The sequence below is a fragment of the Ulvibacter antarcticus genome (assembly GCF_003688405.1).
In the GTDB taxonomy this organism is placed as follows: domain Bacteria; phylum Bacteroidota; class Bacteroidia; order Flavobacteriales; family Flavobacteriaceae; genus Ulvibacter; species Ulvibacter antarcticus.
The window spans coordinates 896,453-912,414 of record NZ_REFC01000012.1; the positions used below are offsets into that span (position 1 = coordinate 896,453).

Genomic DNA, 15,962 nt, shown 5'->3' on the forward strand with positions numbered 1-15,962 from the left:
CATTTAAAGCCTTTGGTTCAACTGAAGGCTTTTAATTAAACCTACAAAAATTGAAACAAATTGTTCTTTTGTTCCTTCTCTTCGGAAGTCTTAGCATTTTCGCACAAGAGAAATTCACTTTAAGTGGTACTGTTTCTGAAGACGCTACAGGAGAAACCGTGATAGGTGTAAATGTTATTATTCCCGAGCTTCAAACAGGTGCCATTACTAACGAATATGGTTTTTATTCGATTACTCTTCCGAAGGGAAACTACGAAGTATTCTACAGTAATTTAGGTTTCGCAACTCGCAAGGAATCTATCAATTTAACTGAAAACATTAAGCTTGACCTAACTTTGTTTGAAGATTCTGAAGAACTGGATGAGGTGATTATAACGGTAGATGGTGAACGTCTTAACATTCGTAAACCACAGATGAGTGTAAATACACTGTCTTCAAATACCATCAAGAAAATTCCTGTGGTGTTGGGAGAGGCCGATGTTATTAAAGCCATTACCTTACTTCCCGGAGTGACCAATGCCGGCGAAGGTGCCTCTGGCTTCAATGTTCGTGGGGGTGCCGCAGATCAAAACCTTATTCTACTCGACGAGGCGACCTTATATAGTTCCTCACATTTATTTGGTTTCTTTTCCGTTTTTAATCCGGATGCCATAAAAGATCTAACCCTATACAAAGGTGGAATCCCGGCGAGATATGGAGGTAGAGCTTCATCCGTTTTGGACATATATCAAAAAGATGGTAATAAAAAACAGTTTAGGGCTAGCGGCGGAATTGGTTTAATTGCCAGTAGATTATTATTAGAAGGCCCTATTGTAAAGGATAAATCTTCCTTTCTTTTTGGGGGTCGAAGCAGTTATGCTCATCTTTTTCTGCCTTTATTCGATATCGATAGTAAAGCCCTCTTTTATGATCTCAACACAAAAGTGAGTTATAAAATTGATGCGAATAACAACCTATTTCTCTCGGGTTACTTCGGAAGGGATGTATTTAATATTGCCGATTCTTTTTCTAATACCTTCGGAAATACTACTGTTAACCTAAGATGGAATCATTTGTTTTCTGATAAATTGTTTTCGAAACTATCGTTGATTTATTCGGATTACTACTACGGACTTGAGCTGAAGTTTTTAGAATTTCAGTTCGATAGTGGCATTCGAAATTTCAACTTTAAATATGATCTTACACATTTTCTTTCCGAAGATATAGAACTAAAGTACGGACTTAACAGTATATACTATAAATTTAATCCGGGCGATGTCCAGCCTACATCCGATGTTTCCGGTATCAATCCTTATAAATTAGTCGACAAATACGCATTCGAAAATGCACTATATGTGGATGCTGAAATCGAAATTACAGACAAGATCGCAGTACAGACAGGTATGCGACTTTCTACTTTTAATAGATTAGGGCAGGATGAATTAAACATTTATGAAAACGACAACCCAATTTTATACAATGCCGAACTCGGAATCTATGAAAAAGCGACCCCAATTGATACTGTATCGTTTGGTAGAAGTGAAACTATAAGATCTTTCGCTAATTTAGAACCAAGATTTGCTGTTGCTTATCAACTGGATTCGCAGTCTTCTATCAAAGCAAGTTATAACAGGATGACACAATATATTCATCTAATTTCTAATACCACATCCCCTACTCCTTTCGATATCTATGCGCCCAGTGGAAAATATATAGAACCGCAACTCGCCGATCAAGTCGCTGTTGGTTATTTCAAGTCGTTCGACAACTATTCATTAGAGGTGGAAACCTACTACAAAGAAGTTAAAAACCGAATCGATTATACAGACGGTGCAGACCTTATCGCCAATAATGCAGTGGAACAAATCATTTTAAATGGAGAATCCAGGTCATATGGTCTTGAAGTACTTTTTAAGAAAACGGAAGGAAAATTTCAAGGATGGATAGCCTATACGCTTTCGAAAAGTGAACAGAGAACCCCGGGAAGAACAGAAAATGAAACTGGAATTAATAACAGTGAATGGTATAACGCCGCCTGGGACCGGACTCATGACATATCCGTTACAGGACAATACGAATTATCAAAAAAATGGTCCTTTGGCGCTAATATGATATTTCAAACCGGCCGTCCAACCACTTATCCAAATGGGCAATATCTGTACAATGATATGATTATTCCTGTGTATGAAGCACGTAATAGCAGCCGACTACCCGCCTATCATCGTCTAGATTTGTCTGCCACCTGGATACCAAAACCAGACTCTAAAAAACGCTGGCAAGGCGAATGGGTTTTTAGTTTATACAATGTTTATGGAAGAATGAACGCTGCTTCAATTTCTTTTAGCGAAAACGTTGATACAGGAGAAAACGAAGCTGTTCGTTTGTCAATTTTTGGCAGAATACCTGCCATCACCTATAATTTTAAATTTTAAGCCATGAAAAAGTTATTTCTTTTGATCTTTTTCTTCGGAATGTTAGCTTCATGTGAAGATATAATTGACGTAGATCTAAATACTGCGGAGCCTCGTTTAGTAGTGGAAGCGAGTATCAATGTACTCGAAGATGGAAGTTCGACACCGCTGATAAGACTTACAACCACAGCTCCATTTTTCGACTCTGAACTTCCCATTGTGGAAGATGCCATTATTGAAATTACAGACCAAAATGGTATCGTTTATCCCTTCACTTATGAATTAGATGGATATTACACCGCAGATTTTATCCCTCAATTAGATATTGATTATATTTTGAGTATTGTATATAATGGAGAAACTTATACAGCAACAGAACAGCTGCAAACTACAACACCACTTGAGTATGTAGAACAAAGAAACGATGGCGGATTTACAGGTGAAGAGGTAGAACTAAAAGTTTATTTTTCAGATCCTTTGGGAATAGAAAACTATTATTTGATTGAAGGTTTGTCGATTCGTGGTGATGAGCAAGACGTGTTTAATGACGAATTTTTTGATGGAAATGTCGTCTTCGGACTATATCTGGCCGAGGATCTGGCTTCAGAAGATGAAGTGACTTTTAACCTTTATGGGGTTAATAAACAGTTCCATGATTTTATGTTCATCTTATTGCAACAAACTGGAGGTGGAGGTCCCTTTGAGACACAGCCTGCAACAGTAAGAGGGAATATTGTTAATGTATCCAATAGTGATAATTTTCCATTAGGATATTACCGCATTTCACAACAATCGACTATTGTTTATACAGTTGAATAATCTCCAGTTTACCAACTATCAAATCGACTAAATTCGTAATTTTACCTAATGAGTTTTATTAAAACTACCGAAGCAGATTCAAATTATAACGATCTCGAAAAAATGAGCATCGCGGATCTATTACGCAATATGAATTCGGAAGATCATACGGTAGCTTCGGCTATTCAAAAGGCATTACAGCAGATTGAAGCATTGACTTCCGTTGTTTCAGAAAAACTGAAAAATGGCGGAAGACTTTTCTATATAGGAGCAGGAACTAGCGGAAGATTGGGAATCGTGGACGCAAGTGAATGTCCGCCGACCTTTGGAGTGCCTCACGGACTCGTAATCGGACTTATTGCCGGTGGTGACAAGGCTATCCGAAAAGCCGTTGAATTTGCCGAAGATTCAAGCGAACAAGGATGGAGTGATCTTAGAGAATATCAAGTGTCTAAAAAAGACGTTGTCATCGGAATTGCAGCTTCAGGAACAACACCTTATGTGATAGGCGCCTTGAAAAATTGTAACGAGAATAATATTGCAACGGGCTGTATCACGAATAATGAAGGAAGCCCATTACACAAAACAGCTAAATATCCGGTTGTTGTGGTTGTAGGACCAGAATTTGTAACTGGAAGCTCGCGCATGAAAGCCGGTACTTCACAAAAATTGGTTTTAAATATGATTTCTACTGCAGCAATGATTCAGTTGGGGAGGATAAAAGGAAACAAGATGGTAGACATGCAACTTAGCAATAATAAGCTGGTAGACAGAGGCACACGCATGCTCATGGAAGAACTACATATTTCCGAAGCTAGTGCAAAACTACTGTTGGACACCCATAAAAATGTTAGAAACGCGATAAATGCCTACCGAAATGAGTAAAGAACACACAGATTTGGATTTATTAAAAAAGGGGATAAAAAAGCTGGCTTTAGCCTTACCACTACTTTTTTTAAGTCCGTATTTAATTACCCTTTCATTTCTAAATAAGGATAATTATACGTTTTATCTTTTTCTTTTCTTCGGAATTATTGCTGGTGCTGCAGCAATTTACCTTTGTTTTAAAGGAATTAATACCATTATGAAATCTATTTTCTGAAACCCAACTATAAACTGGAAAGAGCTGTCGGCTTCTTTTTTGCAACCTCAAAGATGTCGAGAGCACCATTATTATTGGCTACAATCAATAATTTCTTCCCCTTGCTCTCCAATATTATTACTTTTCGTGCGTCACCAGTTGTATAAAATCCGGTATCCATTGCATTTAAATTCACTAGTGCTCCATTCTCAAAACTAAAGATAGCGCCTTCCGAAGCGTCGTAACGCTGAGTTTCAACTTCAACGTTATAAAGGTTTCCAACCGAAATAATTTCATCCTTGCCATCACCATTAATGTCCAAAAATGCGAAATCCTGTATGGGAGATAATTGAGCTTGCCAGGGTAATTCAGAAATTGTAAAATTGCCTTTTCCATCATTCAGTAAAAATACACTCGATAACATATCGGCTTGATAGTGCAAGCCCTGAAGTAACTTCTCACCATAAATATCTTCTAATGATGCATTAGCAAAAGATTTATAATCGGTAAATTTATCTTTAATAAAAGGCATCTGTTGTGAAGAGCATTCTCGCCCTCTGGACGGAACTAATTTACCATGATAATTGCTACTTAATACAATATCATAGGTTCCGTTTTCATCGAAATCATTTCCGTAGATATGAAACTCATGTGATTGATCCGCTTTAAATTTAGCATTTAGCCCCAGGTTCCCAACAAAATAATCGGAATCTCCATCATTGTCAATATCATTTTCGGCTAAACCAAACCAAAGCCCTCTTGTCGCCGCTAAATTGGGGATTTCAGCTCTACTAAAATCTCCATTGTTATTATTGAATATCTCAATTCGTGACCACTCACCAACCATAATTAAATCTTGATCACCATCACTATCATAATCTGAGAACAAAGCAGCTGCAACCATGCTATTTACCTGTAACTCTTTTAATTTGAATTTTGAATTTTCATTGATTAACAAATATGATTTTGGAGCCTTTGGATAACCGTTTGGAATGAGTCTTCCTCCCACAAACAAATCGATATCTCCATCATTGTCTATATCCGTAGCAGCTACTGATTGCCCGCTAATTCTAAAATCTGGCAATACGTCCTGCATTTTCTTAAAATTACCCTTCCCGTCATTTTGATAAAGGCAATCCTGATAATTTTCATGACCTTCTTTTAAATGGGCACCTCCACTCACAACATATAAATCCAAATCCTCATCTCCGTCGTAATCGAAAAATATGCTGCCGGTATCTTCTCCTTCCTTGTGAAGTATCCAGTCCCCTTTCTTATAGATAAAATTGCCATCTCGATTCTGCAAATACATAGCAGCTTCCTGTCCTGCTGCTCCTCCAATAAAAATGTCTTCAAGCCCATCACCATTTACATCTCCTTTAGAAATGGTTGGTCCGATATTCGATTGAGAATGTGGAAGTAAAATTTGCTCGTAATAATCGTCGAAAGAATCTTCTCTATGTACGAATGTTAGTCCAAAATTATCCTTGCTTCGGCTCGTTAAAGGAGGTGCTTCATTTTTGGTCTGATTGGCTGTTATTCCCGACTCGTAATTGAGTATGTACTCCTTATTTGCTGGTATTTCATTCAAAATAGATTTTTTGCCATCGGGCCAGGTCACCTCAATAGTGGCTTTTTCTTCATTCCCAATTCCAAAGACCACCGGAGTGTCAACACTGGACAAATAACCCCGTGTTGTATATAGTTCGTGCGATTGCGTTTGCTTTTTAGTAATCAACTTTATTTTGGCACCTATAGCCTGAGTATTGGGACTTTTACCTTCCAATTTAATCTTTATACTATTTCCAACCCCCTCATTGACAGCTAGACTTTCGTATAAAACGGCACTGCTTTCCATATTATTAATTACAAAATCCAGATCGCCATCATTGTCAAAATCCGCGGTTGCGACTCCATTTGAGTTATGCAAACTAGGACTCGACCATTTTCCCGATTTATTTTCGAATGAAACACCATCTTTGTTCTTATAGAAAACATTTTCAGAAATATCACTGGGTACAATTTCCAAAAGCTGTTTTAGATCCATTGAAAACCCCTTTCCATACTTGCTCCTGGCATCTACATTAATATCGCGGTATAAGAAATTTTCTTTAATACCATTAGTGACAAACAAATCTTTATAACCATCATGATCCATATCAAAAAACAATGGAGCCCAACTCCAATCTGTCTTAGCTACACCTGCGAATTGTCCCAATTCACTAAAGGTATTATTGCCATTATTTAGTTGTAAGGAATTGAACATATACTGGTGGTGAAATCCAAATTTAACCAGATTATTATATCGCACTACGTTCATAGACTGCATATAGGCTTTGGATCTAAAGTGATCGCTAGGCGCCATATCCAGCACAAAAATATCCAACAAATCATCATTATTTATATCGATCATCTCGTTCCCCATACTATTGAAAGAAGTATGTCGAAAGGCTGAGTCTATCTCATTTCTAAAAGTTTTGTTGCCTTGATTAATGCATAAATAATCTGGGTCGTCTGAATCGCTGGAAATATATAAATCGGGATATCCATCTTTATTTATGTCACCTATCGCAATACCGTGACGATATCCGAAATTCTGTAGATTAGATTCTTTGCTTTTATCGATAAAAACACCATCGACATTCTCATAAAATACATCAGTAGTACTCTTTCCTGATCTAACATTTTTTATATGTTCTTGCAGCGAACTAACAATAAGTTTAGGAGGATGATTCAATAAATAGGCATCTAAATCACCATCCAAGTCATAATCGAAGAATGCTATTTGTGCAGAATATGCTGTACTCTGAAGCCCGAATTCTTTTGCTTTTTCTGAAAAGGTTCCGTTTTGATTGTTAATGTACAATCTGTTTGTTCTAAGTGCGATGTCTTGTGAAGGTCCGGCTCTGCAGACATAGATGTCGAGCCATCCATCGGCATTGACATCTACCATAGAAACACCTGTACTCCAACCCTTGAATGCGTCGATTCCTGAAGAAACAGAGATATCTTCAAATTTGAGACTTCCTTTGTTCAGAAATAGTTTATCATCGGCCGAATTTCCGGCAAAATAAATATCTGCCAGCCCATCATTATTTATATCTCCAACGGCGACACCCGACCCATTGTATATAAAAAAGTAAGATTGATAGTTCTCTGAATCGGTTTCTACGACAGTATTTGTAAAATGTAAATTGGTTTCTTCGGCAGGTCTGGGCTGAAATAACAATCCTGCGAATTCCTTATTCTCTAAGCTTATTTCAGGGGTGTTTTCTTTTCCAGTATTACAGGAAAAAAACAACACACCCAAAAGAAAACACACTATCGTTCGCATTGGTTAGTAGATTTACTCAAATATATAAAAACAAACAGCTTAAATCCTTGTCTATCAGATATTTCTGTAAGCAACCAAGGATAGAAAGAGGCTCCTTTTTACTAAGTACTATCAGTCAGTTTAATTTTATATCCGAATTAGCTTTCCAATCAAAGCTATTAATTTTTCATATGTTAAATGAAATCAAACGATAGTTCCCGGCCCGAGTATTATACTAGATTCAGAGTTTGGGCGTCACTTCCAAAATGAAATCCATTTTCCATTTACAGACTTGTAATTGATTTTTTATCTTTGGTTGCAATTTCAAAGATATCCAAGCTTCCATTGCTATTTGTGATCACCAAAAGCTTTTTTCCATTATTTTCAAGTTGAATAATTTTTCTTGAATCTCCTGTTGTTGCGAATCCGGTTTGTGATTGTTTAAGCGCTTCAAAATTTCCGTTATCATACCTCAATACAGATCCTTCAGAAGCATCGTAACGCTGGGTTTCCACTTCTACATTATAGAGATTTCCCACGGTAAGAATCTCATCCTTCCCATCACCGTCTATATCCGCGAAAGCAAAATCCTGAATAGGCGCAATTTGAGATTGCCAAGGTAAGATTTCAATTGAAAAATCACCGTTCCCATTGTTTTTCAGAAAAACACTGGAAAGCATATCTGCCTGATAGTGAAGTGCTGTGGTCAATTTGTCTCCATAAATATCTTCCAAACTAGCATTAGCAAAAGATTTAAAATCTGAAAACTTATCTTTTATAAAAGGCATTTGTTGGGAGGAGCATTCTCGTCCTCTGGATGGCACCAACTTTCCGTGATAATTACCACTCAGCACAATATCATAAGTCCCATTATCATCAAAATCATTGCCATAGACATGGAATTCATGTGTTGCGTCCACTTTAAATTTTGCGTTCAGCCCTAAGTTTCCGACGAAATAATCCATATCACCGTCATTATCGATATCGTTTTCCGCGATACTAAACCAAAGCCCGGTAGTTTTAGACAATGAAGGTACATCCACCTTTGTAAAATTGCCTTTATCGTTATTGAACACCTGTATCGGTGACCATTCACCCACGGTCAATAGATCCACATCCCCATCACCGTCATAATCACTGAATACGGCAGATGCTACCATTTGCTTGATAGGTAATTCTTTCAGAATAAATTTAGAATTCTCGTTTATCAGCATATAAGATCTTGCTGGCTGCGGGTAACCATCTGGGATAATTCGCCCTCCTACGAACAAATCGGTATCCCCATCGTTATCGACATCGGCTGCGATTACAGTTTTTCCACTAATCTTAATCTTCGGGAGAATATTGGAATTATACTTAAAATTACCTTTACCATCATTCACATACATTCGATCTTGAAAGAAAAAATGGCCTTCTTCCTTTTGTGTTCCACCACTTGACACATAAAGGTCTAAATCATTATCATTATCGAAATCAATAAACAATGCTCCGGTATCTTCACCAGCAGCATGTAATTTCCAATCCCCTTCACCTTTACTAAATCCACCACTTGCATTCTGGATAAATAGTTTAGCTTCCTGACCCGCAGCCCCTCCAATAAAAAGATCTTCCAATCCGTCGTTATTTACATCAGCCTTGGCCGATGCGGGACCCGTTGTAGATTGCGAATGCGGTAATAAAATCTGGACAGTGTATTCATCAAAATTATCTTCCTTATGAACAAAATTAAGTCCGGCAGGGTTTACATTGCTCAACAAAGTGTTATTTGTTTTCTGAAGCTGTGTTGACATCTTACTTTTGCCATCATAAGCTACTGTATAGACTTCATTTGATTTTACGTTATCCAGTAAAGTTGAAGTGCCATCGGGCCAGGTAATATCGACTGTTGCAGACGTATCATTTCCTAATCCAAAAACAACCGGTGTGTCCACACTAGAAAGATAGCCACGACTTGTATACAATTCATGAATCTGTTCTCCGAGATCACTTTTCACTTTAATTTTTGCACCTATGGCTCTGGTGTTAGGTGCCTTTCCTGTTAATTGAATTTTAATACTGTTGCCTTTCGATTGGTTAGAAGCAGTACTTTCATAAAGAATTGCACTCGAATCCATGTTATTGACCACGAAATCCAAATCACCATCATTATCGAAATCGGCCGTTGCTACGCCATTTGAATTATACATACTTGGCACCGCCCACTCCCCTGATTTGTTTTCAAATTTTACACCATTTTTATTATGGTAAAAAATATTTTCAGAAATATCGCTTGGAACCACATCCAAAAATTCTTCCAACTTTAATCCCTTGTCTTTACCGTATTTTTTCTTTGCATCAACGTTTATATCGCGATACAGGAAATTTTCTTTTATCCCGTTGGTTACAAATAGATCTTTATATCCATCATGATCCATATCGAAGAAAAGAGGCGCCCAACTCCAATCTGTTTTTGCAGTACCCGAAAGTTGCCCAATTTCACTAAAAGTATTGTTTCCATTATTTATCTGAAATGTATTATACATATATTGATGATGTAAACCTGCATCTACCATCCCTCTGAAGGCTTTCACATCCATGGACATCATATATGCCTTCGATCGAAAATGATCGCTGGGTGCCATATCAACTACATAAATATCCAACTCCCCATCATTATTTATATCGGTGAGTTCATTCCCCATACTGTTGAACGAAATATGCCGAAAAGATTCATCGATAGTGTTTTTAAAGGATTTATCCTTCTGATTGATATACAAAAGATCAGGATCTGAAAAATCACTGGAAATATACATATCAGGATATCCGTCCTTATTCACGTCACCAATCGCAATTCCATGCCGATACCCGTAATTAAACAAATTAGCCTCTTTAGTTTTGACTTCGTATGTTCCGTTTACATTTTCATAAAATACATCTGTTATGCTTTTACCCGCTTTTACACTTGCCAGATGTTCCTTAAATTTAAGATCACTCCCCCGTTTCTTTGGCGGATGATTAAGTAAATACATATCCAGATCTCCGTCAAGATCGTAATCAAAAAATGCCGATTGCACAGAGTGTTGTGTATTTTGGATGCCGTATTTTTTTGCTTCTTCGGAAAAAGTACCATCCTGATTATTGATAAACAATCTGTTAGTCCTATTTTCTATATCGGGTGAAGGACCAGATCTACACACATAAATATCTAACCAATCATCACCATTTATATCGACAAAACTAACACCGGTACTCCATCCAGGAAATTCATCAATTCCGGAAGCTTCAGAAATATCTTCAAACACAAGATCGCCCTTATTGATGTATAATTTATCTTTCGCAGAATTCCCTGAAAAATAAACATCTGGGAGTCCGTCATTATTAATATCACCTACGGCAACACCCGCTCCATTGTAGATAAAAGGGTAAATATAATAGTTTTCAGAATCTGTTTCTTTTACTGTATTCGTAAAGAAAAGTTTAGTCGACTCTGCTTTATGTTCAACAAATAATTGTTTAGGCGCATCATCCCCCCTGGCTGCAGCCGACTCATTATCAGTCACTTTATCATTACATCCCAATAACAATAGGAAACAAAAAGTCATTAATGTGTATTTCATAACTTAGATTTTTAAACTGACAATGAATTTAGCTATTAAAATGTACGATTTGTAGAGTTTTACCTACAAAATTAAATAATAGAGATTGCTATTGTATCTGATTTTCATTAATCATTGATAAACTGTTTTCCCTTATAAATTTTATTTTGTTCCTATTATTGGTAACCATTAAATAAGCATTGCCACCAATTATTATTTCCTTCATAGAACGAGCATCACCATTAGCAAAAAATCCGCTTTTAGCAAAAGGTATTGATTTCATACTTCCATCTGTGTTTACACTCACTACATTACCAATATGTGCATCGTAACGCCCGGTTTCAATTTCTACCGGGTAAAAATTGCCTACCATTACTAATTCCTTTTGGCCATCATTATCCATATCCACTCCACATATTCCATTGGTAGGCGCAAACTGACAATCATTTGGCAGAGATTGTATTTTAAATTTATTGCCTTCATTAATAAAAATTGAAGATTCAAACATTTGAGCTTCCAATTTTATCGCATCACTCAGGTCATAGTAATTATAGAGATCGTCGAAAGAAGCATTCCCAAATTCTGTATAAGATTTAAAATTCTTCTTAATGTCAGGAACCTGCTGTGAAGAACATTCTCTTCCTCTTACCGGATAAAAACTCCCATTTTCATAATAAGCCAGTGCAATGTCATTCGTGCCATTATTATCAAAATCCTTTGCAATAACCTTGAATGTACCTTTTTCACTCGCCTTATGTTTCGAGTTTAATCCTAAGTTCCCAGCTGCAAAATCCATCTTACCATCCTTATTAAAATCATCCAGATAAATCGTATTCCACCAACCGACAGTATTATTCAATCCATATTTTTCGGACTGATTTTCTAGACTTCCGTCCACATTTATAAAGACACTTACTGGCATCCAATGTCCCACAACGATCAAATCCATTTTACCATCTCCATTTATATCCGTAAAAGCTGCGTCTTTAACCATTCCAATATTTTCAAGACCCGTACTAAAAGTAGCCGTACGGTCAATGAAACTACCATTTTCATTCATTAAAATCGTACTTTTTCCTGCCATCGGGTATTTTTGAGGCACCAAATATCCTCCTATAAAAAGGTCCAAATCCCCATCTCCATCAATATCCTCGCTTCTAGCTACAGATCCAGATGCAGCTATATTCGGAATTACATCTTTCGTCCTTGTAAAATGCCCTTTTCCGTCATTAGCATATAATCTGTCGTTCATATATTTCGAATCTAAAGGCACTTCATTACTTCCACTCACCACGTAAAGATCTTTATCACCATCATTGTCATAATCAAAGAACAACACGCCATAATCTTCATAAGATTTGTCAGCTATAAAAGCCGGCTGATTCATTTTTAAAAAAGTAGCATCTACTTGCTGAACGTATAATTCTCCAGCGAATCCGCTACCATTTCCAACGTAAAAATCGTCCAAACCATCATTATTAACATCAGCCACGTCTATATGTGGGCCTTCTTGAGATAATTTATGTGGCAATAATATTTCTTTCAAATAATCGTCATACTCTGCTTCTCTATGAACATAATTCACATTGAAATTCAAATTAGCTGTCTCGAAAAATAAACTTTTTATATTCTTCGAATTCAATGAATTAAAGTCTGATTTTTCATAATCCACGGTTAGATTCTCATTCACCTTCACATCGTACAACATTGTAATTTTTTGATCGTACCAAGTAATCTTCAGGCTATCGATCTTTTTCTTGTCACTTATTCCGAAGTGCAGCACATCTTCACTTTTAGACAAATACCCATGAACATTCGCTAACTCCTTTGCTTGATACAAATCTGTAACGTATAATTCTACCTTACTTCCGTAGGCATAATTTGCACCCTTTTTCAAATACACTTTCAAATAATTATTTCCGGTTCCATTGTTCTTATAAATCTGGGCTTTGTCGTTCATATTATTCACCACAAGATCGAGATTCCCATCGTTGTTAAGATCCACATAAGCAGAGCCGTAAGAAAACATAGGGTCAAAAAGTCCCCAGTCATTTGTTTTGTCCGAGAATGTCAAATCCCCGTTATTTCCGAACATATAATTCGAAGTTTTAGTACTAGGCAGCTTTTGCGTAAGACTTTCGAAACTATAACTTTTTTGTTTCTTCGCCTCTTTCATCTCTTTGCTCCCCACAAAATCTTTAAAGTGTATATCCCTTTTAAAGCCGTTGGTTACATAAAGGTCCTGGAAACCATCATTGTCGAAATCGGCAAGAATAGGAGACCAACTCCAATCTGTTTCTGCGATTTTAGATAACCAGGCAATTTCGCTAAAAGTCCCGTTAGTGTTGTTCAACTGAAGGCAATTATGCATGTCCTGATATTGTTTTCCCTTATTGACATACTCCCAATAAATCTTGGTATTCATGGGCATCATATTCGTTTTCTTTCGAAAATTATTGGCGGCAAGCATCTCCACACTTACTATATCTTGAAAACCATCATTATTCACATCCCCAAAATCACAACCCATGCTAAATTTTGCCATGTGCTTTAGAGAAGTTTCGGTCGTATTCTCAAATCCTTTCCCTTCCTTATTCAAAAGAACGATATTCGGCATTTTAAAATCATTCGATACAAATAAATCCCTATAACCGTCATTATTGTAGTCGAAAGCGACCACTCCAAGGCCGTGAGCTCTGTTCTCGAGTCCGAACTCCTTGGTTTTATTCACAAATTTATTGCTTTCATTTACAAAAAACTGATCGCTGAATTTTGATTCGTTAGGAAGATCAGGTAACAAGGTATTATTTTTTCCAGATTGGATTTCTTTAAACACATTGGGATGGTTTAACAAGTAAAGATCTAAATCTCCATCATTGTCAAAGTCAAAAAAACAGGCTTGCATTGAATAGTAAAAGCCGTCGAGACCGTATTCTGCGGCAGATTCGGTAAAAGTGAGGTTACCATTATTTATATATAGTAAGTTAGTAACCTTGGCTTTGTCTTTATCCTCATAAAACCCAGAACGACATACGAAAATATCCTCGAAGCCGTCTCCGTTAATATCGAGAGTAGTCACGCCGGTATTCCATCCTTGGATCTCCGAATTAATCCCCGAAGTCTCTGAAATGTCCTGAAACTTAAAATCGCCTTTATTTAGATAGACTTTATTGTCCTCCATATTCGAAGTAAACACAATATCCTGCAGCCCATCGTTATTCAGATCAGCGATTGCAACGCCTCCACCATTATAATAATAAGCATACTTATAAACATTATGCACATCATTATCCTCATTTACATTCACAAAATCTATCCCTGTCTTGTCCGACGATAGTTTGGAAAACAAGGCCCGTTTAACATCGATATTTTCTGCGATATCCTTACTATCACTACTTTTATCATTACATCCAACATGCATAAATAATGCAAAAATCATAAACAATAACCGTCTCATACTTCTAATTTTATATCCTTAATTTCCTCCGAACTAATTTACTGAATTATTCTTACTATTTAAGTAACTGCTTATCAATATATTATTAAGCATTGATTGATTGTGTATAATTATGGCAACTCCCTCTTTGCGAAAAGCAAATAGGACCGGGCTATCCGCTGTATCCCTGTAGTAGTCATGTAGTGAGCTTCGCTCTACTTTGTGGCACTACAGGGGATGTCGCTGCTATCCCTGTTGCGGTTTACAATATTGCATTTGTTTAAAGTTCATTCGTAAATTATAAATCATTACTATATATTTCCCCTCCCCCTCTGGGAGTTGGCCGGGGTGAGGGCAAAAACGCATAAATAGTAATGGAACAACATAAACCGCCAAAACTGTATACTGAAATGTACAATTTTGGCAGTTTTTATTACCACGATCACTTGTGGTATCTGAGTTTATGGCAAGAAAAAGACTCGATTCAAATAAATGTATCGAGTCTTAAAGAAGGTAGCTAGAAGTTTTGATACCACTTCATTTATGTTAAACTTCATTATTGCACTTTCCAATCTGCCTCCCTCTCCCTCTGGGAGTGGGCCGGGGGTAAGGGAAAAAACGCATAGATAGTTATGGAACAACAAAAACCGCCAAAACTGTATACTAAAATGTACAATTGTGGCGGTTTTTATTACCACGATCACTTGTGGCATTTAAGGTTAGGGCAAAAAAAAGACTCGATTCAAATAAATGTATCGAGTCTTAAAGAAGGTAGCTAGAAGTTTTGATACCACTTCATTTATGTTAAACTTCATTATTGCACTTTCCAATCTGCCTCCCTCTCCCTCTGGGAGAGGGCTGGGGTGAGGGCAAAAACGCATAAATAGTAATGGAACAACAAAAACCGCCAAAACTGTATACTAAAATGTACAATTTTGGCGGTTTTTATCACCACGATCACTTGTGGTATCTGAGTTTATGGCAAGAAAAAGACTCGATTCAAATAAATGTATCGAGTCTTAAAGAAGGTAGTTAGAAGTTTTACTACCACTTCATTTATGTTAAACTTCATTATTCCACTTTCCAATCTGCCTCCCTCTCCCAGAGGGAGAGGGCTGGGGTGAGGGCAAAAACGCATAAATATCAATGGAACAAAAAAAAGACTCGATTCAAATAAATGAATAGAGTCTTAAAGAAGGCTGCACATTAGGTTGATACGTCAAAAGCCGAAAAGCAGTTCTCTTTATATTAGAAGTCTGTTTTCGGCTTTTGCCACCACGATCACTTGTGTTATTTAAGTTTAGGGCATAAAAAAAGTCCCAACTCTTTCGAATTGGGACTTAAAGAAGGCGGCGACCTACTCTTCCAC

General features: G+C 37.0%; 7 protein-coding genes. 4 read left to right on the plus strand and 3 right to left on the minus strand.

Annotated elements, in window-relative coordinates:
• Positions 1–50: 50 nt before the first annotated feature.
• Genes BXY75_RS08900 through BXY75_RS08915 form a run of 4 tightly spaced genes read left to right on the plus strand, consistent with a single transcriptional unit; the run spans position 51 to position 4,290 of the window.
• Positions 51–2,411, plus strand: coding sequence for a TonB-dependent receptor (locus tag BXY75_RS08900; protein WP_121907347.1), 2,361 nt, complete (start codon positions 51–53; stop codon positions 2,409–2,411).
• A 3-nt stretch (positions 2,412–2,414) separates the two neighbouring features.
• The gene (locus BXY75_RS08905; RefSeq protein ID WP_121907348.1) at positions 2,415–3,209 is read left to right on the plus strand and encodes a DUF4249 domain-containing protein; all 795 of its coding nucleotides are present in this window, start codon (positions 2,415–2,417) and stop codon (positions 3,207–3,209) included.
• 48 nt (positions 3,210–3,257) lie between these two features.
• Entirely contained in the window at positions 3,258–4,073 is an 816-nt protein-coding gene (gene murQ, locus BXY75_RS08910) for an N-acetylmuramic acid 6-phosphate etherase (protein ID WP_121907349.1), read from the plus strand.
• Positions 4,066–4,290 carry a DUF6095 family protein gene (locus BXY75_RS08915; RefSeq protein WP_121907407.1) on the plus strand — a complete coding sequence of 75 codons (225 nt, stop codon included), beginning with the start codon at positions 4,066–4,068 and terminating at the stop codon, positions 4,288–4,290. Before murQ ends, BXY75_RS08915 begins: the two co-directional genes overlap by 8 nt.
• Before the next feature lie 7 nt (positions 4,291–4,297).
• Here the strand turns inward: BXY75_RS08915 and BXY75_RS08920 are convergent, their stop codons facing one another.
• The 3 genes from BXY75_RS08920 to BXY75_RS08930 all read right to left on the minus strand — a co-directional run bounded on the left by BXY75_RS08920 (position 4,298) and on the right by BXY75_RS08930 (position 14,614).
• The gene (locus tag BXY75_RS08920) at positions 4,298–7,603 is read right to left on the minus strand and encodes a VCBS repeat-containing protein (RefSeq protein ID WP_121907350.1); all 3,306 of its coding nucleotides are present in this window, start codon (positions 7,601–7,603) and stop codon (positions 4,298–4,300) included.
• Positions 7,604–7,866: 263 nt separating this feature from the next.
• Positions 7,867–11,178 carry a VCBS repeat-containing protein gene (locus BXY75_RS08925; RefSeq protein WP_121907351.1) on the minus strand — a complete coding sequence of 1,104 codons (3,312 nt, stop codon included), beginning with the start codon at positions 11,176–11,178 and terminating at the stop codon, positions 7,867–7,869.
• Positions 11,179–11,266: 88 nt separating this feature from the next.
• Positions 11,267–14,614, minus strand: coding sequence for a VCBS repeat-containing protein (locus BXY75_RS08930; RefSeq protein WP_121907352.1), 3,348 nt, complete (start codon positions 14,612–14,614; stop codon positions 11,267–11,269).
• Positions 14,615–15,962 lie beyond the last annotated feature (1,348 nt).